The 24,443-nt window shown below is 63.1% G+C and carries 22 protein-coding genes; 7 read left to right on the top strand and 15 right to left on the bottom strand.

The window, feature by feature from the left end:
• Nucleotides 1–147: 147 nt before the first annotated feature.
• Nucleotides 148–1,239, top strand: coding sequence for an IS5-like element ISNisp7 family transposase (locus tag ACSZOQ_RS13175; protein WP_439922949.1), 1,092 nt, complete (start codon nucleotides 148–150; stop codon nucleotides 1,237–1,239).
• Nucleotides 1,240–1,356: 117 nt separating this feature from the next.
• Here the strand turns inward: ACSZOQ_RS13175 and hemF are convergent, their stop codons facing one another.
• From hemF to ACSZOQ_RS13155, 4 genes are all read right to left on the bottom strand, one after another.
• Nucleotides 1,357–2,241 (bottom strand): oxygen-dependent coproporphyrinogen oxidase, encoded by an 885-nt coding sequence (gene hemF, locus ACSZOQ_RS13170; RefSeq protein ID WP_439922948.1) that lies wholly within the window; start codon nucleotides 2,239–2,241, stop codon nucleotides 1,357–1,359.
• A 21-nt stretch (nucleotides 2,242–2,262) separates the two neighbouring features.
• Nucleotides 2,263–2,628 carry a 6-carboxytetrahydropterin synthase gene (locus ACSZOQ_RS13165; protein ID WP_439922947.1) on the bottom strand — a complete coding sequence of 122 codons (366 nt, stop codon included), beginning with the start codon at nucleotides 2,626–2,628 and terminating at the stop codon, nucleotides 2,263–2,265.
• Between the two features lie 172 nt (nucleotides 2,629–2,800).
• On the bottom strand, nucleotides 2,801–3,433 hold the full coding sequence (gene queE, locus ACSZOQ_RS13160; RefSeq protein ID WP_439922946.1) for a 7-carboxy-7-deazaguanine synthase: 633 nt from the start codon (nucleotides 3,431–3,433) through the stop codon (nucleotides 2,801–2,803).
• Nucleotides 3,430–3,900 carry a tRNA (cytidine(34)-2'-O)-methyltransferase gene (locus ACSZOQ_RS13155; protein ID WP_439922945.1) on the bottom strand — a complete coding sequence of 157 codons (471 nt, stop codon included), beginning with the start codon at nucleotides 3,898–3,900 and terminating at the stop codon, nucleotides 3,430–3,432. The genes queE and ACSZOQ_RS13155 overlap by 4 nt, the downstream gene beginning before the upstream one ends.
• A gap of 199 nt (nucleotides 3,901–4,099) precedes the next feature.
• Here ACSZOQ_RS13155 and petA point away from each other — a divergent pair, with 199 nt between their 5' ends.
• Both petA and ACSZOQ_RS13145 read left to right on the top strand, forming a co-directional pair.
• Nucleotides 4,100–4,627 (top strand): ubiquinol-cytochrome c reductase iron-sulfur subunit, encoded by a 528-nt coding sequence (gene petA / locus ACSZOQ_RS13150; RefSeq protein WP_439922944.1) that lies wholly within the window; start codon nucleotides 4,100–4,102, stop codon nucleotides 4,625–4,627.
• Between the two features lie 51 nt (nucleotides 4,628–4,678).
• Complete coding sequence (locus ACSZOQ_RS13145) at nucleotides 4,679–6,739, top strand: cytochrome c1 (protein WP_439922943.1); 2,061 nt, start codon at nucleotides 4,679–4,681, stop codon at nucleotides 6,737–6,739.
• A gap of 186 nt (nucleotides 6,740–6,925) precedes the next feature.
• Here ACSZOQ_RS13145 and ACSZOQ_RS13140 read toward each other — a convergent pair whose 3' ends face one another.
• The gene (locus tag ACSZOQ_RS13140; RefSeq protein WP_439922942.1) at nucleotides 6,926–7,423 is read right to left on the bottom strand and encodes a YbhB/YbcL family Raf kinase inhibitor-like protein; all 498 of its coding nucleotides are present in this window, start codon (nucleotides 7,421–7,423) and stop codon (nucleotides 6,926–6,928) included.
• A gap of 316 nt (nucleotides 7,424–7,739) precedes the next feature.
• On the opposite strand from ACSZOQ_RS13140, the gene ACSZOQ_RS13135 reads away from it, so the two are divergent.
• Together ACSZOQ_RS13135 and ACSZOQ_RS13130 are read left to right on the top strand one after the other, a co-directional pair.
• Complete coding sequence (locus ACSZOQ_RS13135) at nucleotides 7,740–9,917, top strand: anthranilate synthase component I (RefSeq protein WP_439922941.1); 2,178 nt, start codon at nucleotides 7,740–7,742, stop codon at nucleotides 9,915–9,917.
• A 100-nt stretch (nucleotides 9,918–10,017) separates the two neighbouring features.
• On the top strand, nucleotides 10,018–10,557 hold the full coding sequence (locus ACSZOQ_RS13130; RefSeq protein ID WP_439922940.1) for an adenine phosphoribosyltransferase: 540 nt from the start codon (nucleotides 10,018–10,020) through the stop codon (nucleotides 10,555–10,557).
• A 51-nt stretch (nucleotides 10,558–10,608) separates the two neighbouring features.
• On the opposite strand, the gene ACSZOQ_RS13125 is transcribed toward ACSZOQ_RS13130, so the two are convergent.
• The 4 genes from ACSZOQ_RS13125 to ACSZOQ_RS13110 form a co-directional block, all read right to left on the bottom strand.
• On the bottom strand, nucleotides 10,609–11,268 hold the full coding sequence (locus tag ACSZOQ_RS13125; protein WP_439922939.1) for a hypothetical protein: 660 nt from the start codon (nucleotides 11,266–11,268) through the stop codon (nucleotides 10,609–10,611).
• Nucleotides 11,269–11,414: 146 nt separating this feature from the next.
• Nucleotides 11,415–12,173, bottom strand: coding sequence for a hypothetical protein (locus ACSZOQ_RS13120; RefSeq protein ID WP_439922938.1), 759 nt, complete (start codon nucleotides 12,171–12,173; stop codon nucleotides 11,415–11,417).
• Nucleotides 12,174–12,379: 206 nt separating this feature from the next.
• A complete protein-coding gene (locus tag ACSZOQ_RS13115; protein WP_439922937.1) occupies nucleotides 12,380–13,525 on the bottom strand; it encodes a M48 family metallopeptidase in 1,146 nt (381 codons plus the stop codon).
• A gap of 201 nt (nucleotides 13,526–13,726) precedes the next feature.
• Complete coding sequence (locus tag ACSZOQ_RS13110; protein WP_439922936.1) at nucleotides 13,727–14,287, bottom strand: LemA family protein; 561 nt, start codon at nucleotides 14,285–14,287, stop codon at nucleotides 13,727–13,729.
• A 267-nt stretch (nucleotides 14,288–14,554) separates the two neighbouring features.
• Between ACSZOQ_RS13110 and ACSZOQ_RS13105 the strand changes: the two genes are divergently transcribed.
• A complete protein-coding gene (locus ACSZOQ_RS13105; protein WP_439926050.1) occupies nucleotides 14,555–14,908 on the top strand; it encodes a YbaN family protein in 354 nt (117 codons plus the stop codon).
• A gap of 6 nt (nucleotides 14,909–14,914) precedes the next feature.
• On the opposite strand, the gene ACSZOQ_RS13100 is transcribed toward ACSZOQ_RS13105, so the two are convergent.
• The 4 genes from ACSZOQ_RS13100 to ACSZOQ_RS13085 all read right to left on the bottom strand — a co-directional run bounded on the left by ACSZOQ_RS13100 (nucleotide 14,915) and on the right by ACSZOQ_RS13085 (nucleotide 21,039).
• Entirely contained in the window at nucleotides 14,915–15,940 is a 1,026-nt protein-coding gene (locus tag ACSZOQ_RS13100) for a small ribosomal subunit Rsm22 family protein (RefSeq protein ID WP_439922935.1), read from the bottom strand.
• Between the two features lie 75 nt (nucleotides 15,941–16,015).
• Entirely contained in the window at nucleotides 16,016–19,522 is a 3,507-nt protein-coding gene (gene smc, locus ACSZOQ_RS13095) for a chromosome segregation protein SMC (RefSeq protein WP_439922934.1), read from the bottom strand.
• Nucleotides 19,523–19,766: 244 nt separating this feature from the next.
• Nucleotides 19,767–20,429, bottom strand: a complete 663-nt coding sequence (locus ACSZOQ_RS13090; RefSeq protein ID WP_439922933.1) for a DsbA family protein — start codon at nucleotides 20,427–20,429, stop codon at nucleotides 19,767–19,769.
• Between the two features lie 130 nt (nucleotides 20,430–20,559).
• Nucleotides 20,560–21,039 carry a DUF721 domain-containing protein gene (locus ACSZOQ_RS13085; protein ID WP_439922932.1) on the bottom strand — a complete coding sequence of 160 codons (480 nt, stop codon included), beginning with the start codon at nucleotides 21,037–21,039 and terminating at the stop codon, nucleotides 20,560–20,562.
• Nucleotides 21,040–21,067: 28 nt separating this feature from the next.
• On the opposite strand from ACSZOQ_RS13085, the gene ACSZOQ_RS13080 reads away from it, so the two are divergent.
• Nucleotides 21,068–22,312 (top strand): A/G-specific adenine glycosylase, encoded by a 1,245-nt coding sequence (locus ACSZOQ_RS13080; RefSeq protein WP_439922931.1) that lies wholly within the window; start codon nucleotides 21,068–21,070, stop codon nucleotides 22,310–22,312.
• A gap of 85 nt (nucleotides 22,313–22,397) precedes the next feature.
• Here the strand turns inward: ACSZOQ_RS13080 and ACSZOQ_RS13075 are convergent, their stop codons facing one another.
• Together ACSZOQ_RS13075 and ACSZOQ_RS13070 are read right to left on the bottom strand one after the other, a co-directional pair.
• The gene (locus ACSZOQ_RS13075; protein ID WP_439922930.1) at nucleotides 22,398–23,084 is read right to left on the bottom strand and encodes a glutathione S-transferase family protein; all 687 of its coding nucleotides are present in this window, start codon (nucleotides 23,082–23,084) and stop codon (nucleotides 22,398–22,400) included.
• Nucleotides 23,085–23,261: 177 nt separating this feature from the next.
• Complete coding sequence (locus ACSZOQ_RS13070; RefSeq protein WP_439922929.1) at nucleotides 23,262–24,392, bottom strand: site-specific DNA-methyltransferase; 1,131 nt, start codon at nucleotides 24,390–24,392, stop codon at nucleotides 23,262–23,264.
• Nucleotides 24,393–24,443 lie beyond the last annotated feature (51 nt).

Raw genomic sequence — 24,443 nt, 5'->3', positions numbered from 1 at the left:
CTTCTCAAAATATTGGAATCGATCACGTTGATGATTTTGGATCAATTCGATCCAAAATCATCGTGATCTAGCAGGCTGTTGAAAAAGCCAGTCGCGGCCGAGCTGTGAGCATGATTCATTGGCTCCGATGCGATTTGGAGATGATGAGTGCGCGGTGGTGACAATCTGACTGGCGAGTTGTTCAGCTACGTTGATCTGGAGGCGCGGGTTCGACGCGACCACCCGCTTCGCGCCATCCGGGTCATGGTGAACGAATCGCTTGTCGCTTTGGAGCGGGAGTTCGCGGCGCTGTATTCGCCACTCGGGCGGCCGTCGATCCCACCCGAGAAGTTGCTAAGGGCGATGCTCTTGCAGGCGTTCTACTCGATCCGCTCGGAGCGGTTGCTTATGGAGCGGCTGGAATACGACCTTCTGTTCCGCTGGTTCGTGGGCATCGGCGTCGACGATCCGGCCTGGGACCATTCGGTGTTCTCGAAGAACCGCGACCGGCTGCTTGAGGGCGACATCGCGGCAAAGTTCCTGAGTGCGGTGCTGGCCCAGCCCAAGGTGAAGAAGCTGCTGTCGACAGATCACTTCTCGGTCGACGGCACGCTGATCGAGGCCTGGGCTTCGATGAAGAGCGTCAAACCGAAGGACGGCTCTGGCGAGCCGCCGGCCGGCGGCGTCGGGCGCAATGCCGAAGCCGACTTCCACGGCCAGAAGCGGACTAACGACACGCATGCCTCGACCACCGATCCGGACGCAAGGCTCTACAAGAAGGGCAAGGGCAAGGAGGCGAAGCTATGCTTCATGGGTCATGGGCTGATGGAGAACCGCCACGGCCTGTTGGTCGACGCCTGCCTGACGCTGGCCGACGGACATGCCGAGCGGGTGGCGGCGTTGCACATGATCGAACCTCGCGCCGACCGGCCCCTGGCCATCACACTTGGCGCTGATAAGGCCTATGACACGGAGGACTTCGTCAACGAGTTGCGCGCGATGAAGGTGACGCCACACGTGGCGCAGAACACGAGCGGCCGAAGCTCGGCGATCGACGGACGCACGACGCGGCACAGCGGCTATGCCGTCAGCCAGCGTATCCGCAAGCGCATTGAGGAAGCCTTCGGCTGGATCAAGACGGTCGCCAGCCAGGACAAGACCCGCTTCCGCGGCCGCGACCGCGTCGGATGGGCCTTCACCTTCGCAGCCGCCGCTTACAATCTGGTGCGACTGCCGAAGCTCATGGCGGTGCCAGCATGACCCGCCGTCTCACGGCCACGCCAAACTGCTCGACGGCTCGATCCAGATCACATTCGCCTATCACAACGGCGATCAAGCCATCCCGAAAGCCAGACGGGACACTTCTTCAACAGCCTGCTAGGGCCACTTCACCTCGGGCGGCATCGAGGACAGGATCGACTCGACGTTGCCGCCGGTCTTCAGCCCGAAGATGGTGCCGCGGTCGTAGAGCAGATTGAATTCGGCGTAGCGTCCGCGCCGGATCAACTGCTCCTCGCGATCGGCCGCGGTCCACGGCGTGTTGAAGTTACGGCGCACGAGCTCCGGGTAAACCTTCAGGAGCGCCCGTCCCACATCCTGCGTGAAGGCAAGGTCGGCGTCCCAGTCGCCGCTGTCATGCCAGTCATAGAAGATGCCGCCGATTCCGCGCGCTTCCTTGCGATGCGGCAAATGGAAATACTCGTCGCACCAGGTTTTGTATTTGTCATAGTTTGCCACGGAATGGGCATCGCATGCCGCCTTCATCGCCGCGTGAAACGCGACGCTGTCGGCATCCTCCTGCGTGCGTCGTCGCATAAGCACCGGCGTCAGGTCGCCGCCGCCGCCGAACCACGCTTTGGTCGTTACAACAAAGCGCGTGTTCATGTGAACGGCGGGGATATGTGGATTGCGCATGTGGGCGATCAGCGAGATGCCCGACGCCCAGAATTTTGGAGCGGCTTCGGCCCCCGGAATCTGCGCGCGAAACTCCGGCGCGAATTCGCCATGCACGGTCGAGCAGTGCACGCCGACCTTCTCGAACAGCCGCCCGTGCATCATCGACATGACGCCGCCGCCGCCCGGCTGGCCGGTGTGATCGGTGCGCTCCCACGGCGTGCGGACGAAGCGCCCCGCGCTGCCGGGGTAGAGCGAGGCGGGCGCGTCGTCCTCCAGTTTTTCAAATGCCGCGCAGATATCGTTGCGCAGTTGCTCGAACCAGGATCGCGCCCGGGCTTTACGATCGTCGTACTGGGCTGCCTCCATCGAGGTCTCCTTCACGAATAATTATGCCTGCGGGCCGAGATAGCTGCAGCTTTCGCCGCAGCTGTCGCGATGCACGCTGACGCGCGTGACTTGCCCCGCGCGCTGGACATGGTCCCAGATGAAGCGGGCCAGATTCTCCAGCGTCGGCGGGCCTAGTCCTTCGACGTCGTTGAGGAGCTTATGATCGAGCTTGTTGCGAACCTCGCTCATGCCGCGTTCGAGCAGGCCGAGATCAAGCACCATACCGGTCGCGGGATCGGGCGTGCCGCGGACGCTCACCTCGGCGCGAAAAGAATGGCCGTGGATTTCCATGCTCGCGTTCCCAAATGTCGTTCCGGGCAGCGAGTGCGCAGCCTCAAAGCGGAACGATTTCGTCAACTCCCACATTCCTGAATCTGCCTCTATCTCATCCAAGTTCGCGGGTCATTGCCGGGCACAGCCGTTCCAAGAACGGCGTCGCTTCGCTCACCTATGACCCGGCAATTCATCATTCCTTGAAGATGGATGCGCGGGGTCGATCCAGCGCATGACACCTTTACTCGTTGCTGCTTTGCCATCCCTATCTGATCCCCAGCGTCTTGTGCGTCTGCAGGCTAAGCCGCCACTGCGGATGCTGCAGGCAATAGTCGATGGCGCGCGCGGTGTTGTTTGCCACGTCCGGTCCGTCCATGGGCTGCAACGAAAATCGCTCAAAGGCGAGATCCTTGAAGTCCTCGGGCCGGGCATCCGCCTGCGGATAGACCAGCTTGAGTTCGTGACCTTTGGTGACGCGCAAATCGGCGCCGGCCTTCGGACTGACGCACAGCCAGTCGATGCCCTCGGGCGGCAAGATGGTGCCGTTGGTCTCGATGCCGATCGCGAAGCCGCGGGCGTGCAGCGCATCGACGAATGCCTTGTCCACCTGCAGCAGCGGCTCGCCTCCCGTCAACACCGCGTAGCGATGGGCGGCCGGTCCCGTCCATTGCGCGGTGACGGTGTCGGCCAGCGCATCCGCGGTGGCGTAGCGCCCGCCCAGTGTCCCGTCCGTGCCCACGAAATCAGTGTCGCAGAACCGGCAGGTGGCCGAGTCACGGTCTTCCTCGCGGCCGCTCCACAGGTTGCAGCCCGAGAAGCGACAGAATACCGCAGCCCGGCCAGCATGGGCGCCTTCGCCTTGCAGGGTCAGAAAAATTTCTTTGACCGCGTAACTCACGAAATCCTTTCCGGGACAGCCGGTCCTGTTTGCCGCAAAGCCTCGCCTACCGCCATTGCGGCCGCCATGGCGACGTTCAGCGAACGTAATCCGGACCTTACAGGTATCACCAGACGTGCGTCTGCGGCGGCTGCAACGGCGTCCGTGACTCCGGCGCTTTCGCGCCCGAACAACAGGATATCGGTGGCCGCATAGCGATGGTCCAGATAGGGCAGGGCGCCTTTAGTTGTGAACAATATCAGTCGTCCGCCGTCTCCCGTGCGCCATTGCTGGAATTTCGGCCAGGAATCGTGGCGCACGATGGCGATCTGGTCGAGATAGTCCATGCCTGCCCGGCGGAAGTGGCGATCCGAGACGGGGAAGCCCGCCGGCTCGATGATATGGGCCTCGACATCGAGGCAGGCACACAGGCGCAGAATGGTCCCGGTGTTCTGCGGGATATCGGGTTGAAAAAGCGCAATCCGCATTCGCTCAGGGCTCTCATGACTTGGCTTCACTTGGCTTCGTGGCTGCCGGCAGATTTTGTGCACTGCACGAATGAGACCGATAGCGCACTTGCGCTCACTCTGCGACGATGCCAATAGAACGGCCGCTCGCAAGATGCATCCCTGGAGTGGTTACACCAATAGCAACAAGCCCGGCAGCGGATAAGAAGGGGTTGGAATCGTGACGACATCGTCTTCGGCAGGACAAAGCCGCCGTGATTTCCTTTTCGTAGCAACTGGAGCCGTCGCCGCTGTAGGCGCGGCGGCCGTGGCGTGGCCACTGGTGGCCCAACTGAACCCGGATGCCTCCACAGTCGCCGCCGGCGCGCCGATTGAGGTCGATCTCTCTCCGATCGCCACAGGGCAGGACATCAAGGTGTTCTGGCGCGGCAAGCCGATCTTCATCATGCACCGGACTGCCAAGCAGATTAAGGAAGCCCAGGCAGTCAACGTGTCGAGCCTGCCAGATCCGCAGCCGGATTCGGCGCGCGTCAAGGAAGGTCACGACCAGTGGCTCATCGTGATAGGCATCTGCACCCATCTCGGCTGCATTCCGATCGCGCATGAAGGGAGCTACGACGGATTTTTCTGTCCGTGCCACGGTTCGCAGTACGATTCCTCGGGCCGTATCCGTCAGGGGCCGGCGCCGCTCAATCTTGCCATTCCGCCTTACGCCTTCGTTTCAGACAGTAAGATCAAGATCGGATAAGGCCGAAAAGACCCGCCCCGAACGCGTCGTTTCATTCCTCAGGATCGCATCATGAGCGGACCATCCAGCTTCCAGCCGCAAAATCCCGTCCTCAAATGGATCGAGCGGCGCTTGCCGATCTTCGGCCTCGTCCATTCCTCGTTCGTCGCCTATCCGACGCCGCGCAACCTGAACTACTGGTGGACGTTTGGCGGCATCCTCTCGTTCATGCTCGGTGTGCAGATCATAACCGGCGTCATCCTGACGATGCACTACACGCCGCACGCCGACCTCGCTTTCAACTCGGTGGAAGCCATCGTCCGCGACGTCGATTATGGCTGGCTGTTGCGTTATCTCCATTCGAACGGCGCCTCGATGTTCTTCATCGCCGTCTATATCCACATGCTTCGCGGCCTGTATTACGGCTCCTACAAGGAACCGCGCGAGATTCTCTGGATCCTCGGCGTCATCATCTACCTCTTGATGATGGCGACCGGCTTCATGGGCTACGTGCTGCCGTGGGGCCAGATGAGCTTCTGGGGCGCGACCGTCATCACCAACCTGTTCTCGGCCATTCCCTATTTCGGTGAGAGCATCGTGACCCTGCTGTGGGGCGGCTATTCGGTCGGCAACCCGACGCTGAATCGCTTCTTCTCGCTGCACTACCTGTTGCCGTTCGTGATCGCGGGCGTGGTTGTGCTGCACGTCTGGGCGCTGCACGTCGCCGGCCAGAACAATCCGACCGGCGTCGAGCCCAAGACCGCGAAGGACACGGTGCCGTTCACGCCTTACGCGACCGTCAAGGATGCGTTCGGTCTTTCCTGCTTCATCCTGTTCTATTGCTGGTTCGTGTTCTACATCCCGAACTATCTCGGCGATCCCGACAACTACATCCCGGCCAATCCGGGTGTGACGCCTGCGCACATCGTGCCAGAATGGTACTACCTGCCGTTCTACGCGATCCTGCGTTCGATCCCGAACAAGCTCGCGGGAGTGGCGGCGATGTTCAGCGCCATCCTCGTGCTGGCCTTCCTGCCCTGGCTCGATTCCGCCAAGACCCGCTCCGTGCGGTATCGTCCGCTCGCAAAGCAGTTCTTCTGGATCTTCGTCGGTGTTTGTCTCGGCCTTGGTTTTCTCGGCGCGAAGCCGCCGGAAGGCGTCTATGTGATTGCAGGGCGCATCCTGACGGTGTGCTACTTCGCCTATTTCCTGATCGTGCTGCCGATCCTGAGCCGCATCGAGAAGCCGCGTCCCGTCCCCAATTCGATTGCCGATGACGTACTGCGGAAGAAAGGCGTGGTGGCCTCGCTCGCGGCTTTGTTCGCTATCGCGGGGCTATTGGCATGGGATGGCAGCTCGAAGGCTCAGGCGGCAGACCATGCGCCGGTGCCGCCGTCGATGAGCTGGTCGTTCGCGGGCCCGATTGGAAAATTCGATCGGGGCCAGTTGCAGCGCGGTTACAAGGTCTACAAGGAAGTCTGTGCCGCCTGTCATTCGATGAACCTGGTGCACTATCGCAACCTGGCCGATCCGGGTGGGCCCGGCTTCTCCATCGCCCAGGCCGAGACGCTGGCGGCCGAAATCCAGGTGAAGGATGGTCCCAACGACGCCGGCGACATGTTCGAGCGGCCGGGACGTATCGCCGACAAGTTTCCGGCGCCATTCCCGAACGAGAACGCCGCCCGCGCGGCAAATGGCGGCGCGGCACCGCCAGACCTCTCTCTGATGGCCAAGGCACGCGGCTACGAGCGCGGCTTTCCGCAATTCATCTTCGATGCCTTCACGCAGTTCCAGGAAAAAGGCCCGAACTACATCCATGGACTCCTGACCGGTTTCGAGGACACGCCGCCGCACGGCTTCACGCTGCCGGAGGGCTCGTTCTACAATAAGTACTTCCCTGGGCATGCGATGAAGATGCCGAACCCGCTGTCGGACGACCAGGTGTCCTATGGAGACGGGACGCCACAGAAGGTCGATCAATATGCGACGGACGTGGCCGCCTTCCTGATGTGGGCCGCCGAGCCGAAACTCGAGGAGCGCAAGCGGATCGGTCTGCAGGTCATGATTTTCATGATTATCTTTGCCGGGCTGCTCTACTTCACCAAGAGAGCTGTCTGGGCCGCGGCGCATTGAACTGGGCGCGGCTCTTCGCATCAAAAAGGCTCCCTCGCGGGAACCTTTTTTGTTTGAGGCGAGGCCAGTGGCGACGGCGAAAACTCTGTCATTGCGAGGAGGGTAAGCTCCGAAGCAAATTGCCGGAACGAACTGGATTGCTTCGTTGGCTGCGTCTCCTCGCAATGACGGATGTCTTGTATCGTCTCAGCGCTTGAACAGGCCCATCACCGCCGATTTCGCCAGCGTGTTGAAATGAAGCTGGAATCCGATCACCGCCGCCGAGGTGTCGGCGTTGGCGTTGATGTCGCCGCCGACGGCGTGCACGGTGAAAAAATAACGGTGCGGGAGATCTCCTTCGGGCGGGCAGGAGCCGCCATAGCGGGCAGAACCGAAATCGGTGCGGGTCTGAAGCGCACCCTTCGGAAGCTTGCCGCTCTCGGGATTGCCGGCGTCGAGTTCGAGTTCCGTCACCGAGGCTGGAATATTGATGACGACCCAATGCCAGAAGCCGCTGCCGGTCGGCGCGTCCGGATCAAAGCAGGTCACGGCGAAGCTCTTCGTGCCCTCCGGCGCGCCGCTCCAGCGCAGGTGCGGTGACTGGTTGCCGCCCGCGCAGCCGTGACCGAAATCCGCCGACAGGATATGATCCTTGGCGAGATAGTCGCCGTCCTTGAAACTGTCGCTCACGACTTTGAACGTCATGATGTTCTCCCGGTGTCGAGTGAGGCCAATCTAGCGCGCGCTGTTCGGGGCGCAACCGGTATGGCAGCGGGTCGGATCCCGGGCGAAGGCGGCCCCCGCCCGGGCGGGAACGCTCTTGACATCGCACGGTCGGAATGATGATTTCGCGGCCATGATTAGCGCCGTCCGCCCGTTCCGTCTCTGGTGGCCCACCTTCTAAAAGGTGGCCGGTACGATTTTGTTTCAATTCTGATCGTCAAAGGCCGTCATGCAGAACGACGGCCTTTTTCGTTTGTCCTGTGTGGCGCTTCCTCCGCAAGTCTCGTAAGAGGATTCCATGAACAGGACCGTCTTTTCCCTTCCCGCGCAAAGTGAGTATGCGACCGCCGGTGGTCTCGCCATCAGCCGGTCGATCGAGCATTTTGCCGGCGGCCGCCGGCTCGACGACCTGATCGGCCTGCTCGACCGCCGCCGCGGCCTGGTCCTGTCGTCGGGAACGACGGTGCCGGGACGCTATGAAAGTTTCGACCTCGGCTTTGCCGATCCGCCGCTCAAGATCGAAACCACGGGACTCAATTTTTCGATCGAAGCCACCAATGCCCGGGGCGAGGTGCTGATCGCCTTTCTGGGCGAGGCCGTCAGCGAGCCCTGTGCGGTCGTCACCGAAAAGACCGCTCGCCGGATCGCCGGCCACATCGTGCGCGGCGAGGCACCAGTAGAGGAGGATCAGCGCACCCGGCGCGCCAGCGTGATGTCGCTGGTGCGTGCGCTCGTGGCGGCGTTTGCCTCAGATGCCGATCCCATGCTCGGTCTTTACGGCGCTTTCGCCTACGACCTCGTGTTCCAGATGGAAGATCTGGTGCAGAAGCGAGCGCGCGAGGCCGATCAGCGCGACATCGTGCTGTTCGTCCCGGATCGCCTGCTTGCCTACGACCGCGCCACCGGACGGGGCGTCGTGCTGTCCTACGATTTCGCACGGAAAGGCCGCTCCACTGCAGGCCTGCCGCACGACACGCCCGAAAGCGTCTACGCCAGGACGGGGCGGCAGGGTTTTGCCGATCACGCCCCCGGCGAATATCAGGCCACGGTAGAGACGGCGCGCGCCGCGTTCGCCCGTGGCGACCTGTTCGAGGCGGTGCCCGGGCAGTTATTCGCAGAGCGCTGCGAGCGATCGCCGGCCGAAGTGTTCCAGCGTCTATGCCGGATCAATCCGTCGCCGTATGGCGGGCTGGTCAATCTCGGTGATGGCGAATTCCTCGTGTCCGCCTCGCCGGAAATGTTCGTGCGCAGCGACGGCCGCCGGATCGAGACCTGCCCGATCTCCGGCACCATCGCGCGCGGCGCCGACGCCATCGGCGATGCCGAGCAGATCCGCGAGCTGCTCAACTCGGAGAAAGACGAGTTCGAACTCAACATGTGCACCGACGTTGATCGTAACGACAAGGCGCGCATCTGCATGCCCGGAACGATTAAGGTGCTCGCCCGTCGCCAGATCGAGACCTACTCAAAGCTGTTTCATACCGTCGATCACGTCGAGGGCATCCTGCGGCCCGGCTTCGACGCGCTCGATGCGTTTCTCACCCACGCATGGGCGGTGACGGTGACCGGTGCGCCGAAAAAGTGGGCGATGCAGTTCGTCGAGGACAATGAACGCTCGGCGCGGCGCTGGTACGCCGGCGCGTTCGGCTTCGTCGGCTTCGATAGCTCGATCAACACCGGCCTTACCATTCGCACCATCCGCATGAAGGACGGGCTGGCGGAGGTGCGCGTGGGCGCCACCTGCCTGTTCGACAGCAAAGCCGAGCTTGAGGACCGCGAGTGCCAGACCAAGGCGGCGGCGCTGTTCCAGGCGCTGCGCGGCGACGCGCCGAAGCCGCTCTCGGCGGTGGCGCCGGACGCGACCGGCTCCGGCAAGCGCGTGCTTTTGATCGACCACGACGACAGTTTCGTGCACATGCTGGCGGATTATTTTCGCCAGGTTGGCGCCCTCGTCACCGTGGTGCGCTACATCCACGCGCAGGACATGCTCAACAAGCAGAGCTACGACCTGCTGGTGCTGTCGCCCGGTCCCGGCCGGCCTGAGGATTTCGGCATCGCCAAAACCATCGGCACCGCGCTGGAAAAGAAACTGCCGGTGTTTGGCGTCTGCCTCGGCGTGCAGGCGATCGGCGAGTATTTCGGCGGTCGTCTCGGTCAGCTTGCGCAGCCGGCGCATGGCCGGCCGTCGCGCGTGCAGAGTCGCGGCGGACGGCTGATGCACAATCTGCCCAACGAGATCGTGATCGGCCGCTATCATTCGCTATATGTCGAGCGCGATGGCATGCCCGACGTGCTGGAGGTGACGGCGACGACCGACGACGGCGTGCCAATGGCAATCGAGCACAAAACGCTGCCGGTCGGCGGCGTGCAGTTTCATCCGGAGTCGCTGATGTCGCTCGGCGGCGAGGTCGGCTTGCGGATCGTGGAGAATGCGTTCCGGCTGGCGGAGGGGGTATCGTCATTGCGAGGAGCGTAGCGACGAAGTAATCCACGCTCGCCTCTGTCTTACTGGACTGCTTCGCTTCGCTCGCAATGACGATCAGGCGCGGCGATGACCTCAATTTGAAAGAAATTCGATGACCTTCGAAGACGATCTGCAGGCCTCTGTCCGCACCATTCCGGATTATCCGAAGCCGGGGGTCATGTTCCGCGACATCACCACGCTGCTCGGGGACGCTCGCGCGTTCCGTCGCGCGGTCGATCAACTGGTGCATCCCTGGGCCGGCTCGAAGATCGACAAGGTCGCCGGCATCGAGGCACGCGGCTTCATCCTCGGCGGCGCGGTGGCCCACCAGGTTTCAGCGGGCTTCGTGCCAATCCGCAAGAAGGGCAAGCTGCCGCATCAGACCGTGCGGATGGCCTATGCGCTCGAATACGGCACTGACGAAATGGAAATGCATGTCGACGCCATTCATCCTGGCGAGCGTGTCATTCTGGTCGACGACTTGATCGCCACCGGCGGCACGGCCGAGGGCGCGGTGAAGCTGCTGCGCCAGATCGGCGCCAATGTGGTGGCGGCCTGCTTCATCATCGACCTGCCGGACCTCGGCGGCGCCGCCAAGCTGCGTGCGATGGATGTCCCGGTGCGAACGCTGATGGCGTTCGGCGGGCATTGAATTTCTTTGGCTTTCGCCTGGAGCCGAGAGTGAAGGCGATTGTTCACCCCGCTACCGCGTTAGTTGCTGTTCGATCTCGCGGAAATTGAAATAGTTGTTGCGGATCCACTGATGAAGCTCGGTGGATGTATCCTTCTCCGTTCGCAGATAGTTGGTGAAGGAGAAGCCCACCCGGTCGATGTAGCTCTTTAGGAACGCCGGGAGTGCTGCGATGCGTATCACCTCACTGTGAACGAAGATCTCGGGCAGGTGTCCGCGCAGGACGGATTCGTTGTCGACAGTGATGAGCGCGTGGGACGGCATCGTTGCCCGCAACGTTTCGTAGCCGCGCGCGGAAACGCGGTCGCTGTCGGCCATGAACAGGACGACCGGCGCGACGTCGCTTCGGACGGTCTCCTTGACGAAACCGATTTGCTCGATCATCCCGAAGAATTCATCGAACGCGTGGTAACCGAGGTCGATCACCTTGGCGAGGCCGTCATTGATGATCAGCCGGTCCATCAGCGCCATCTTGCCGAAGGTGTCGTCGATCGCCGCGGTCTCGGTGAGGCGCGGCAGGTAGTCGACCAGTGACGGCTCCTTCTGATTGACGTCGAACGCAAGGACATCGCCCCGCTGCAGGCGCAGAAACTCGCTCAGCTGCCGCGCAATCAGCGTCTTGCCGACCTGCGGGCGTGGCGAGCAAATGATATAGACAGGCGTGCGGGGCATGACTGACGTACCGGAGAGAGATCCCGATCTAGCAGGATGTCGAAAAACTCTCCACCGTCATTCTTTGACATGCAATTGCATGTCCGAGTTTGCGCTATCGGCGCGAACGCAAGGCCTTCGTCGCCTGGCTCGCCTCAAACGACCAGCTACTTGCTCGCGGCGCGGGAGTTGCCCTTTTCCTTCGAGGCGACGATGTCGGTGAGCTTGATGCGGTCGAATTCGCTCCAGACATTCGCGAGCCAGTGGCGAACATAGCCGCGCAGTACGAACGAGTAGTTTGCGGACTCGTTCTTTTGTCCCTTGTTGGCCACGAATTTGAGGAACGGCACCGAGGATACCTCGACCTGCTCGTAGGCCATCTCGTTGAGCTTGGGAATGGTGATCTCGGTCGCGTCCTTGATCTTGCGGAAGTAGGAGTTGTAGGTCGCCTGGTCCCACTCGAAGAAGCTCGTGTTGTTGATGAAATTCTTCACCAGGAAATATTTCGCGCCGGACATGAAGTTCGCGGTCTCCGCGATCTCGTCGAGCGAGGCGATCGAGGACCCGAGTATGTGGAACACCGCGAAGGTGATCTGCCCGCTCTTCGCCGCATCGAGGAAACCGATATCGCGGAGCGAGGCCAGCGCCGGGGACATCAGTCCGGCGCGGACGTCGATCACGGTGACGCTGGCCTTGGCCGTGTTCAGCGTGTCGAAGATCTTCATCTGGTCCGCGGTCGCCGTCATATCGACGATTTCGGTGATATCCGGGTGAAAGCGCCGCAGCGTGCCGCGCGGCGATTCGGTGTCGAACGCGCGGGTGGGCACGTTGTTGGCGCTGAAATAGTCGAGCACGGTGCGCGAAACCGTTGTCTTGCCGACCCCGCCCTTGTCCGCGCCGACCACAATCACTGCTGGCTTCGCCATGAGACCCCTTTGAGAGCAAGCTGAAAACCGCAACCGCGCATGGTCCCGCGGACGATAGTCCCCAATGTTTGCTTGGGGCGCGACCATGGCAGAAACGAGGGAGAATTCAATTCGATATGTTAAATCTGGCAAAATTCGTTATGGAGCCAAGAAACCGCGTCCGCTTGCACGCTGCGCAAGCAGGAATCGGCTTCGAAACGACAAGATCAGGAGTGATTGCCCCACGGGCCGGGAGCGAGCGGCGTCGCGCCGGTCGGTTTCGTGGGATCGCTCCAGGGTCCCGGGGGCAAATTCTGCTCGCCAGTCGGTTCCGGATCGGCCGCTTCATGCTGCAGATGCCGCATCGGGCCGGGATCGTGGCCGCCGGCATATGTCACCAGCGCGCGGACCCGTGCCTCGATCGAGGGATGGGTGGCGAACAGGTCGGCGAAACCTTGGCGCGGGTTGTCGACGCACATTTCCATCACGGCCGAGGTCGCGCCCGGCAACTCGCCGCGGTTCTCGATCTTGCGCAGCGCCGAGATCATGGCATCGGCGTCCTTGGTCAATTCGACCGAGCCGGCGTCTGCCATCAGTTCGCGGGAGCGCGACAGCGCGAGACGCACAACCTGCGATATGAACCAGGCCAGCGCGATCAGGGCCACAGCGAGAATCATGGCGACGACGGCGCCACCGCCCTTGCTGTCGCGGTCGCTGGAGGAGGATGAGCGGGACGAGCCCCAGCTTCCGCCGCCGATCCGCGTGCCGCTGTTGAAAAAGATGCGGAAGAACAATTCAGCGACGAAGCTGACCACGCCCGCGATGATGACGGCGACCACCATCAACTGCACGTCGCCGTTGCGGATGTGGGTCAGCTCGTGCCCCAGCACCGCTTCCATCTCCCTGTCATTGAGCTCCTTCATCAGGCCGGTGGTGACGGTGATGGCGTATTGGCGGCGATTCAGTCCGGTGGCGAAGGCGTTGACCGCGTCGGTGTCCATCACCTTCAGCTTCGGCATCGGGATGCCGCGCGAGATACAGAGGTTTTCCAGCAGGTTGTAGAGCCGCGGCTGTTCCTTGCGGCTGACGTCGTGGCCGCCGGTGATCGCGTCGATCATCGACTGATGGAAGAAATAGGCGATGATGATCCACAGCGCGGAACCCGCCGTAGCCCAGGGGAAGGCGACGATCAGGTCATGCCAGGCCTGTGTGAGATAGAACGCCGCCGTGTGGCCCGTGCCGCGCTGAAAGACTTCGGCGATCAGCGCGCCGGCAAACACCATCACGTAGATCAGGACGAACAGCCCGGCGAGCAAAAACATCGAACGGATCTTGTTCGATGCTATGTGGGTGTAGAGACCGTAGGCTGCCATCGCTATGCCGGTTGAATGCTAGAGGCACAAAATCCAGGTCGTCCTCATCGCGAGCTCGCGTCAAAATTGGCTCTTGCCAATTTTGCTCTGAGCGAAGCAAATCCAGTTGTCCTCAGTGAGACTGGATTGCTTCCTTACTGTCGTTCCTCGAAAGACGAGGAACTCAGCTCCTCGCAATGACGGTCATTGTATTCGTTCAACTCAGAACTTCACCTGCGGCGTCTGCTCCACCGTGGTGCGGCTGGCGCCGAGGTCGAAGAACTCCTTGCGGGTGAAACCGAAGGCGCCGGCGAACAGCGCTGCGGGCATCTGCTGGATGCCGGTGTTGTATTCCTGAACCGCGTTATTGAAGAAGCGGCGGCTGGCGGCAATCTTGTTCTCGAGGTCGGACAGTTCGCCGGCGAGCTGCTGGAAGTTGGCGCTGGCCTTGAGGTCCGGGTAGGCCTCCGACAGTGCGATCAGGCGGCCAAGCGCGCCGCTCAACTGGTTCTCGGCGGCGCCGACCTGCGCCGGTCCCTGCGCCGACATCGCGGTGTTGCGCGCCTTGATGACATCGTCCAGCGTGCCGCGCTCGTGTGCGGCATAGCCTTTCACGGTTTCGACAAGGTTCGGGATCAGGTCGTGACGCTGCTTGAGCTGCACGTCGATGTCGGCAAAGGCCTGGCCGACGCGCTGGCTGAGTGCGACCAGCCGGTTATAGGCGACAAGGGCGAACACAGCGAGGGCGACGATGACGCCGAGAATAATCCAGCCGGTCGACATGAGAGAGGCTCCTGATAAGACGACGCGAAGGCGGTTACCGTAGACGATTTTCTGCGAAAAACGGCAGGTTCCGCCGGGAGGGCGCCTTTTGGTGTCGAAAACCCTTAGAAAAGTTCAAGTTGTCCGGTACTTTGTTCTGTGGAAAGCATGAGCGTGCAGGATTTGGATGTGACGGATCAGGACGGCGAGCGCATGATCGCGGAAGAACAGTCTTTCGGCGCAGGGGCGGCCAGCGCCGTCGACTCGTGCGCCGCCACGCCACGCCTGATGCGCGCTGTCTTTCTGGTGCTCGGTATCGGCTTCGTCGCACTCGGTTTTATTGGCGCGTTCCTGCCGGTGCTGCCAACGACGCCGTTCCTGATCCTGGCCGCCGCCTGTTTCACGCGCTCCTCCCCCCGGCTGGAAAACTGGCTGTTGCAGCATCCGCGTTTCGGCTCGCTGCTGCGCGGCTGGCGCGAGCGCGGCGCTATCCCCGTAAAGGCCAAGCTGATGGCGCTGGGCGGCATGGCGATCGGTTTTGCGGGTTTCTGGTTTGGCAGCCATCCGGGGCCGTGGCTCACAGCGGCGGTGGCGCTCCTGATGCTGACCGGGCTGACTTACGTCTTTACGCGGCCGTCATAGCTGGAACTACGTTTCGGTCAGGTTGACGGCGTCGCCCCAACTGATCCGGCGCATACGGGCATAAGCGGCCTTGTCGCGACGGGGAAATGTTGTGACGCCGGCGTGCCCATCCGGCAGGCATAGTTTGATCCGCATCTCGGCCTTGGTGACCAGCGGTGGCGCAAGCACCCGCGGTGGACGTTGCCGGGCGGGCGTTCGGGCCAGCGCGACGTAGCTGAATTTTTCGTCCTCGAAAGGAAGCTCTACGCCTTTGATGCGCTTGTGTGCGCGCGATCGCGGCAACCGCTGCACGAAGTGGCACCAGTCCGGCGCTGCTTTTTCTTTTGATGCGTTTTCTTCACGCGAAAACGCTATGAGCGGGCATTCGCCGTCGTGCGGGCAGGGCGCGACGACATGGGCGCCTTGCGCGATCAGCCGCCGACGCAGGTCGAGGATACGTTGATAGCCGGCGGGAGTACCGGGTTCGACGACCAGTAGCGTGTCGCGGGTGGCCGCCCACATGAGATCGACGAGTGCAGCCTGCCGGTCGGCATTCATTTCGCCGATGACATAGCTCGCGACGGCAAGATCCGCGCTCGCGGTCTCGTTGCGCAGCCCGGCCGAGGCTTCGCTTTGCACATAGCGGAGACTGCGCAGCCGCGCCTGATCGGTTGCGAGGTCGAGCGCGAGCGTCCGCAATGCCGGATTGGCATCGATCGCGGTGAATTCGTCGAGGCAATCGAACGCCTGCGCCGCCGCCCATGTCGCGGTGCCTGGTCCGGCGCCGATATCGAGCAGGGTGTGTGGCGCGAATTCCGGACGAATCTCGCGGAGCGCATTGAGGCTGGCGACGACGGCCGCATAGGTCGCAGGCATCCGCGTCAGTGCATAGGCGAGTGCGTCGGACTCGTTCCGGATCGTACCTGAGCCGCCACCGCCGCGATAGGTTTGCGAGATCGCTACCGCGCGAACTGCGGCATCGCTGCGGGAGAGGCCTTCAGCCTTGCGATCGAGCGCGACCTTCAATTCGGCTGGGAGATCGGGAGCGATCATCGTGATCTTCTTTCACCCGACCTCAATGCTTCGCATCTCGGACATTTTCTCCCGCAAGGGAAGGGGAATAGAAAATCACGCCACGTTCTGGTCGAGAATCTTCACCGCATCTTCGAGATCGACCGACACCAGTTGCGAGACGCCGCGCTCGGCCATGGTGACGCCGAACAGCCGGTTCATCCGCGCCATGGTGATCGGATTGTGGGTGATGATGATGAAGCGCGTCTCGGTGGACGATGTCATCTCGTGCAGGAGGTTGCAGAACCGTTCGACGTTGTGGTCGTCGAGCGGCGCGTCGACTTCGTCCAGCACGCAGATCGGAGACGGATTGGTGAGGAACACCGCGAAGATCAGCGCCAGCGCCGTCAGCGCCTGCTCGCCGCCCGAAAGCAGCGACAGCGTCTGCGGCTTCTTGCCCGGCGGCTTGGCGATGATCTCGAGGCCCGCTTCCAGCGGATCGTCGCTCTCGATCAGATGCAGAGCGGCCTCGCCGCCGCCGAACAACTCGGTGAACAGCCGCTTGAAGTGGGCGTTGACCGTCTCGAACGAGGTCAAAAGCCGCTCGCGCGCCTCGCGGTTGAGGCTCTGGATTCCGGTGCGCAGCTTCTTGATGGCTTCGACGAGGTCGTCGCGCTCGGTGGCGAGCGAGCCGTGCTGGGTCTCGACCTCGCGGAGTTCCTCCTCGGCGCGCAGGTTAACGGCGCCGAGGCGATCACGATCACGGCGCAGCTTTTCGAGATCCGCCTCGATTTCCGGCAGCGGAGGCAGTTCGACACCGTCCTGAACCTCGGCCAGAGAGGCCACCGCGCCGGGCTCGACCTCGAGCATGTCGCGGATTTCCCGTTCGGTATCCTCGAGACGGCGCTTGCTGCCGTCCATGCGTTCCTCGGCGCGTGCGGCGGCTTCGCGCGCGTTCGACAGCGCCTCCAGCGAGATTTTCGCGGCACGATCGGTTTCCGCCATCACGGCTTCGGCAGCGGCGAGCGCGTCGGCCGCGTCGCGCCGATCCTTCTCGGCGTGCTCGATCTCGCTGATGACGGCGCTGCGCTTCTCGGCGAACAGCGCCGGTGCGTTGTCGAGGTCGGCGCGTTCGGCCCTTACCTCGGTGACGCGCGCCTCGATGGTCGAGATCTGCGAGGCCGCGCTCTGCCTGCGGGCCTGCCATTCATTGCGCTCCGCCGTGATCGCCTGCAAGCGGCGATCGGCGAGTTCGGCTTCGCGCGCCAGCGCCTGAGCTTCAGCGCGCACCTGCGCGGCGAGCCGGCGATGACCGTCGATCTCGGTCCGCACCTCGCCGAGTTTCGTTTCGGTATCGAGGCTCGGTGGCAGCTCTCCAAGCGCGGCCGTCGCGGCCTCGTAGGCGGCGGCGGCCTCAAGGCGATCGTTGGTCAGGCGGTTGTGCGCCTCGGTCAGTGCCGAGCGGCGCGCCGCATGGCGGTTGATCTCTCGCTCAGCGCTCGCATGACGTTCGCGCGCGGCATCGACCTCGCGTTGCGCCGCGCGCCATGCATTGCGCGCCTCGCCTTCGGCCGAAGCGGCGGCGGTGACGGCCTGACCGGCGGCGGTGACTACCTGCTGGGCCGTTTCCAGCGCCTGCCGCCGCTCGACGACTTCGGTGCGCGCGCGCTCGATCTCGCTCTCGATATCGGCCAGCCGCGCGCGCTCGGCGAGACGGCGCGCCGCGCCGGTCGGCGCGTGGGCCGCGGTCACAAAGCCGTCCCAGCGCCAGACGTCGCCTTCGAGCGACACCAGCCGCTGGCCGGTCTTCAAATGTGCAACCAACTCTGCGCCGCGATCCCTGGCGACGACGCCGATCTGGGCAAGGCGGCGCGCCAGTTCCGGCGGCGCCTGCACATGGGTTGCAAGAGTTTCCACGCCTTCGGGCAGCGCCGGATCGTCAGCGGTGACGGTCGTGCCGGTCCAGCGCATCGGCGCGGACTGGTCCACCGGTGCGTCGAGGTCGTCGCCGAGCACGGCGCCGATCGCCTTCTCGTAACCTTTGTCGACGCTGATGCCGTCGATAATCGGCGGCCACAGGTTTTTGCTTTCGCCGTTGAGAATCTTGGCGATGGTCTTGGCTTCGGTCTCGAGCCGCTGCGCGCGCTTGTCGGCTTCCTGCAGCGGTCCGCGCGCCGCTTCGACGCCGGAGCGGGCGGTGTCGAGCTGCCCTCGCGCGGCGGCATGCTCGGCCTCGCGTTCGCGGCTCAGGCTTTCCGAGTTCGCCAGTGCCTGCTGCGCCCCGTCGATCGCCGCGGTCAGTGCATCGAGATCGCCGAAACCGCTGGTCTGCTGCGTCAACGCTTCGGTTTCACGCTGGACGCCGGCGATGTCCTGATCGATGCGCGCGAGACGGTCGCGATGGGTCCGCACATTCGATTCAAGCTGGTTACGCTTGGCGGTGAGGTCGGCCAGCGCCCGCGTCAACTCGGCAAAGGTAGCTTCGGTCGCGGCGAGCGTCGCTTCCGCCTCCGCCGCCCGTTCGTCGACGCCGCTGCGCGTCTCGACGCGCGACTTGATCTCGTCCTTCAGCTCGACGTCCTCGGCATCGAGACGCCGCAAGGCGTCGTCGGCATCGGAGGATTGCCGCTGCTCACGCTCGATGTCGGATGCAAGCTGCGTCAGCCTGCGATCGAGCTCGGCGGCGCGCTCCTTTGCGCGCTCCTCCTCGCGGTCGAGCGTTTCCCGCGCGCTGGTGAGGCGCTGTAATCCCGCCGCGGCGCGGGCTTCCGCCTCGCGCAGCGCGGGCAGTTCGGAGGCGCGCTCCGCCTGGAGGCGGGCGTGTTCCGCCTGTTCGCGGGTGCGTTCGGCCAGTTCGCGGATATTGAGGTCGTGGGTTCTGGCGGCTTCCGTCACCTCGGCCTGCGCTTCCAGCCAGCGCAGGTGGAATAGCATGGCCTCGGCCTTGCGCACTTTCGCAGCGACGTCGCGATAGCGGATCGCTTGCCGCGCCTGTTTCTTGAGGCCTTCCATCTGGCCGGCGAGCTGGCCGATCACATCCTCGACGCGGGTGAGATTGGTTTCGGCGGCCTTCAACCGTAACTCGGCCTCGTGACGGCGCGCATGTAGGCCGGCGACGCCCGCGGCGTCTTCCAGCACGCGGCGGCGCTGTTCGGGTTTGGCCTGAATGATTTCGCCGATCTTGCCCTGGTGCACCAGCGCCGGCGAGCGTGCGCCGGTTGCGGCGTCGGCGAACAGGATCTGCACGTCCCGCGCACGAACGTCACGGCCGTTGATGCGATACACCGATCCCGCCTCGCGCTCGATCCGGCGCGAAATCTCCAGCGTCTCGGAATCGTTGACAGCCGACGGCGCGGAGCGATCGGTGTTGTCGATCGACATCACCACTTCGGCGTGGTTGCGCGCCGGACGGTTGCCTGAGCCTGCGAAGATCACCGCGTCCATGTCGGAGGCACGCAGCGACTTGTGCGAGGTTTCGCCCATCGCCCAGCGCAGCGCCTCGACCAGATTGGACTTGCCGCAGCCGTTCGGCCCGACCACGCCGGTGAGACCCGGCTCGATCACGAAATCGGTGGGTTCGACGAACGACTTGAAACCGTGAAGGCGAAGGCGCGTGAGTTTCATGGGCACTCTGCTCTGCTAGCAAGACGCGATCAGCCCGCAGTTACAATACCATACGCAGTATTGCGGCAGCCCTGAGTCGCGCACCTCGAGGTTCGACAATGGCGAGAGCGGTGCATCAGGGCAACCGCGCGGGCGGGCTTTTCCAGAGGCTTTTGCGGGAGTTATGCAGAACATCGGGTCGATCACGCGGGATATTGTGGAAAGTTCCCGCGTCCTGTGCGCTGGTCATGAAGAGGCCGAGTCATCAGGCTTTCAATAGGGGATCGATCTTCTTTTTGAATTCCTCGAACGAGGTTTCGCCCTTCACCATGTCGCCGTTGATGAAGAATGTCGGTGTCGAATTCACCTTCAAAACCTCGTTGGCGTACTTCTGGTCCGCCGCGATCTTGTCGAGCAGGGCCTGATCCTTCAGGCAGGTTTCGACCTCCTGTCCGCTGAGGCCCGCCTGTTTGCCGATCAATTTCAGCGATTCGGTGGTCTTCTGTCCGGTCCAGACATCCTGCGACTTGAACAGCGTGTCGATGACGGCGAAGTATTTTCCCGCATCGTCCTTGGCGATGCAGCGCGCCAGCATCGAGCCCGCGGCGGCTTTGATGTCGAGCGGGAATTCCCGGAACACATAGCGGACCTTGTTGGTGTCGATATAGGCCGCCTTGATTTTCGGGAACACGTCTTCCGCAAAGCGCGCGCAATGCGGGCAGGTCATCGAGGCGTATTCGGTGATGGTGACGGTAGCGTCCTTGGGGCCGAGCGCCATGTCCGGCAGCGAGACCGGTTTGGCAACCTCTGCGGCAGTAGCGCTCTGGGCCATGGCCTCGCCGATCAGGCGCCAGGGCGAAAGGCCTGCAAAGGCGGCGAGCCCGCTCAGCGAGAGGGCGGCATTGAAGGCGCGGCGCGTGATGATCAAGGGTCTGCTCCCGAAACGGCGCGAGCGCGCCTGAAAACACATTTGTTCGCTAGCTCGAACCAGATGTTCGCTAGCTTGAAACCAGAATTGTGGCAATGGCGCGCTCTCGGCGGCCGGCGCAACAGTCGCGTCAATTTCGCTTGATTGAGGCGCCGAGCCGCGCCAGGGCGTCGCGCAGATCGTCGTCCCCGATCGATGACAGCGTTTCGGCGACCCTGGCGACATCCGCCTCGTCCGGCTGCTGGGTGGCCTTTCGCAAGGTCTTGCGCGACAGGGGTGCTTGCCGCAATGCCAGCCGGCCGACCGCGTTCCAGCCGAAGAAGCGGTTGACCCGCTGCAGAATGACATCGGAGGAATGCTGGATTTCGAGCGCCACCGGGCCTTCGACCCGCAGCACCAGCGTCGCCGGTTCCTGCGGCTGCCCTTCGACGGGGCGAGGCCACTGGATTTTCATCGGTTCGGAATGCTTGGCGATCTCGGCCCCGGCGATCTCCGCCCACCGCGTCACCAGTTCGCGCGTCGCGAATCCTTGCCGCGCATAAGCGTCTGAGAAGACATCGCCGAGCAGGGCGGAGAGCGGCTTGGCCGAGATCGGACCGGGCTTGGACATGCACTGACGCTTTGCAATAGATAAGGGCATGACTCTAGCAGGTGCGGCCAACAAGCGAAAGAAACCGCCGACCACCGCCGCCACGCCGCGGTCGCTGGATAGGTCCGGACTCCTGCTCGCCTGGTACGACCGGAACCGTCGCCGCCTGCCGTGGCGCGCGCTGCCCGGCGAGGCCGCGGATCCCTATCGGGTCTGGCTGTCCGAGATCATGCTGCAGCAGACCACCGTGAAGGCGGTCGGTCCTTATTTCGAAAAGTTCCTGGCGCGCTGGCCGGACGTTGACGCGATGGCGCGCGCGTCGCTCGACGATATCTTACGGATGTGGGCCGGGCTCGGCTACTATTCGCGCGCGCGCAATCTCCACGCCTGCGCGGTGGTGGTGCTGCGCGATCACGGCGGCACGTTTCCCGATACGGAAGAGGGCTTGCGCGCACTACCGGGGATCGGTGCTTACACAGCGGCGGCGATCGCGGCGATCGCGTTCGGCCGCCGCACCATGCCGGTGGACGGCAATATCGAGCGCGTGGTGTCTCGGCTGTTCGCGGTAGACGAACCGCTACCGAAAGCGAAGCCGCACATTCAGACGCTTGCCGCGACGCTGCTCGGCGAGAGCCGCGCTGGCGACGTGAAGACACGCGCCGGTCGCGACGGCAAGTGCCGCGCCGGAGATTCCGCGCAGGCGCTGATGGATCTTGGCGCCACCATTTGCACGCCGAAGAAGCCGGCCTGCGCGCTGTGTCCGTTCAACGAAGAGTGTGCTGCGCGGCTACGTAGCGATCAGGAGACGTTTCCGCGCAAGGCGAAGAAGAAGGCCGGCGAATTGCGGCGCGGCGCGGCCTTCGTGGTGACGCGCGGCGATGAACTGCTGGTTCGCACGCGGCCGGCAAAAGGCCTTCTCGGCGGCATGACGGAAGTGCCAACGTCGGACTGGCTCGCCGCTCAGGATGACGCGACCGCCCTGCAGCAGGCGCCCTACCTCGGGAGCGCCTTGCGCTGGCGGCGCCAGGCCGGCACGGTCATGCATGTTTTCACGCATTTTCCGCTGGAACTTGCGGTCTACACTGCGACCGCTGCTGCGCGCACGCGCGCGCCCAAGGGTATGCGCTGGGTGCCGATCGCAACGCTGATGGATGAAGCGTTGCCCAATCTGATGCGCAAGGTCATCGCGCATGGGTTAGAGCATGATCCCGACCCGAAGGGCCGCGCCAGCGCAAAGGGGAAACCGGTTTTCGGACAAGATCTTGCTCAATCAAAAACAGGCGGAAAAATCTGACGTCGTGACGGCTACATTGCCCGCGCGCAAGCAAAAGACCCTCCGACGTGAGCCGAAGGGCCTCGCTCTCGAAGATGAAAGGCGATCAGGCGACTTGCGTCGTCATGTGACGGTAGAGGAAGCCCTTGGCTTCGTCGTCGTTCTCGGTCTTGAAGGTGAACTTGTCCTTCAAAACGCTCGCTCTGGCCGCGGCCGGGCGCGCCGAGACCTCGTCGAGCAGCCGCTTGAAGTTCGGGTATTTGGCGATGCCGCTCTCGCCGATGATGCGCGGCGCCATGCGCGCCCAGCCCCAGAACGCCATGTCGACGATCGTGTAGGTGTCGCCGACCATGTAGCGGTTGTTGGCGAGGTGATCGTCGAGCACCTTGTAGTGACGGTGTGCTTCGTACTGGTAGCGGTTAACCGCGTAGTCCATGCCTTTCGGCGCGTAATCCTTGAAATGCACAGCCTGGCCGGAATAGGGCCCGAGACCACTTGCGATGAACATCATCCACGATAGCAGCTGCGCGCGATTGGCGGGCTTGTTCTCCGGTATGAATTTGCCGGTCTTTTCACCGAGGTAAAGAAGGATGGCATTGCTGTCGAACACGAACACGCCATCGTCGTCGATCGCCGGTACCTTGCCGTTCGGATTCACCTTCAAAAATTCGGGCTTGAACTGGTCGCCCTTGCGGGTATCGACCGGCACGAGTTCGAAGGGCAGGCCGGCTTCTTCCAGAAACAGCGCGACCTTGTTCGGGTTCGGCGCGCCATTGAAATAGAACTTGATCATCAAAAACTCCACTGTTCGTTCTTGGATGGGATGCGGCTTGAATTGGGACGCGGGCGGATGTCCGCGGACGCCCTGCCATGCTTGGATTTTCTGATCAATGCAACCGGCGAGTTTGGTGATCCGCCGTGCGTTGGTTGCACAGCCGTCCGCCGTTACGTCGGAAGTCGATGGAACGTCTCAGCCGGCCGCCATCTGGCTGCGGATTTCGGCCCGCAGTTCATCGATCAGCCTGAGACCTTTGCTGGTTTCGATGTGCCAATAGGTCCAGCCGTTGCAGGCGCCCGCGCCTTGCGCCACCGCGCCGATGCGGTGAATCGATCCGACCTTGTCGCCGAGCATGATGGCGCCGTCGGCCCGCACCAGCGCACCATGACGCTTCTTCGCATCGACGAGTTTTGCGCCGGGCGAGATCATGCCGCGCTCGATCAGCTCAGAGAACGCCACGCGGGGCGCGTCGCGCGCGGTCATGAATGGGGCCAACGTCGCTTCCGGCAGCGGTTCGATGGCTGCGATGCGTTTCTCGGCGGCGGCGGCGTAAGTCCGGTCGCGCTCGAAGCCGATGTAACTGCGGCCGAGCCGCTTGGCGACCGCGCCGGTGGTGCCGGTGCCGTTGAAGGGATCGATCACGAGATCGCCCGGTCGTGACGACGACAGCAGCACCCGTGCCAGCAGGCCTTCGGGCTTCTGGGTCGGGTGAACCTTCTTGCCGTCCGCGCCCTTCAGTCGTTCGTCGCCGGTGCACAGCGGAATCAGCCAGTCCGAGCGCGCCTGCACATCCTCGTTAGCGGCCTTCAGCGCCTCGTAGTTGAAGGTGTAGCCCTTTGCGTTCTCGTCGCGTGCGGCCCAGATCATGGTCTCGTGCGCGTTGGTGAAGCGGCGGCCGCGGAAGTTCGGCATCGGATTGGTCTTGCGCCACACGATGTCGTTGAGGACCCAGAAGCCGAGATCCTGCATGATCGCGCCGACGCGGAAGATGTTGTGATAGGAGCCGATCACCCAGATGGTGGCTGATGGCTTCATGGCGCGGCGGCATGCGAGCAGCCAGGCGCGGGTGAAATCGTCGTAAGCAGCGAAAGACGAGAACTTGTCCCAGTCATTGTTCACCGCATCGACGTGCGATTCGTCGGGACGCTTGAGTTCGCCCTTGAGCTGCAGATTGTAGGGCGGATCCGCAAATACCAGATCGACCGATCCGGATGGAAGCTTCGACATCTCGGCGACGCAGTCGCCAATGATGATACGCGAGCTCGAGGACTCAAATTTAGTGCGGGGCGCCCTTGCAGACGCCCCGCGACGCGACACGACCATGACTCACATACTCTGACTCAGGCGACGCTGTCGGCGACGCGGGACCTAACA

This window comes from Nitrobacter sp. JJSN (assembly GCF_051912485.1).
Taxonomy (GTDB): domain Bacteria; phylum Pseudomonadota; class Alphaproteobacteria; order Rhizobiales; family Xanthobacteraceae; genus Nitrobacter.
This window is presented reverse-complemented; position numbering and strand designations above follow the sequence as displayed.

Bases quoted from the DNA above. Each gene is read 5' to 3' on its own strand.
- hemF (WP_439922948.1), bottom strand. From the start codon at position 2,241: ATGGAGGCAGCCCAGTACGACGATCGTAAAGCCCGGGCGCGATCCTGG.
- ACSZOQ_RS13165 (WP_439922947.1), bottom strand. From the start codon at position 2,628: ATGTGGGAGTTGACGAAATCGTTCCGCTTTGAGGCTGCGCACTCGCTG.
- ACSZOQ_RS13155 (WP_439922945.1), bottom strand. From the start codon at position 3,900: ATGCGGATTGCGCTTTTTCAACCCGATATCCCGCAGAACACCGGGACC.
- ACSZOQ_RS13145 (WP_439922943.1), top strand. From the start codon at position 4,679: ATGAGCGGACCATCCAGCTTCCAGCCGCAAAATCCCGTCCTCAAATGG.
- ACSZOQ_RS13140 (WP_439922942.1), bottom strand. From the start codon at position 7,423: ATGACGTTCAAAGTCGTGAGCGACAGTTTCAAGGACGGCGACTATCTC.
- ACSZOQ_RS13135 (WP_439922941.1), top strand. From the start codon at position 7,740: ATGAACAGGACCGTCTTTTCCCTTCCCGCGCAAAGTGAGTATGCGACC.
- ACSZOQ_RS13130 (WP_439922940.1), top strand. From the start codon at position 10,018: ATGACCTTCGAAGACGATCTGCAGGCCTCTGTCCGCACCATTCCGGAT.
- ACSZOQ_RS13125 (WP_439922939.1), bottom strand. From the start codon at position 11,268: ATGCCCCGCACGCCTGTCTATATCATTTGCTCGCCACGCCCGCAGGTC.
- ACSZOQ_RS13120 (WP_439922938.1), bottom strand. From the start codon at position 12,173: ATGGCGAAGCCAGCAGTGATTGTGGTCGGCGCGGACAAGGGCGGGGTC.
- ACSZOQ_RS13115 (WP_439922937.1), bottom strand. From the start codon at position 13,525: ATGGCAGCCTACGGTCTCTACACCCACATAGCATCGAACAAGATCCGT.
- ACSZOQ_RS13110 (WP_439922936.1), bottom strand. From the start codon at position 14,287: ATGTCGACCGGCTGGATTATTCTCGGCGTCATCGTCGCCCTCGCTGTG.
- ACSZOQ_RS13105 (WP_439926050.1), top strand. From the start codon at position 14,555: ATGCGCGCTGTCTTTCTGGTGCTCGGTATCGGCTTCGTCGCACTCGGT.
- ACSZOQ_RS13100 (WP_439922935.1), bottom strand. From the start codon at position 15,940: ATGATCGCTCCCGATCTCCCAGCCGAATTGAAGGTCGCGCTCGATCGC.
- smc (WP_439922934.1), bottom strand. From the start codon at position 19,522: ATGAAACTCACGCGCCTTCGCCTTCACGGTTTCAAGTCGTTCGTCGAA.
- ACSZOQ_RS13085 (WP_439922932.1), bottom strand. From the start codon at position 21,039: ATGTCCAAGCCCGGTCCGATCTCGGCCAAGCCGCTCTCCGCCCTGCTC.
- ACSZOQ_RS13080 (WP_439922931.1), top strand. From the start codon at position 21,068: ATGACTCTAGCAGGTGCGGCCAACAAGCGAAAGAAACCGCCGACCACC.
- ACSZOQ_RS13075 (WP_439922930.1), bottom strand. From the start codon at position 23,084: ATGATCAAGTTCTATTTCAATGGCGCGCCGAACCCGAACAAGGTCGCG.
- ACSZOQ_RS13070 (WP_439922929.1), bottom strand. From the start codon at position 24,392: ATGGTCGTGTCGCGTCGCGGGGCGTCTGCAAGGGCGCCCCGCACTAAA.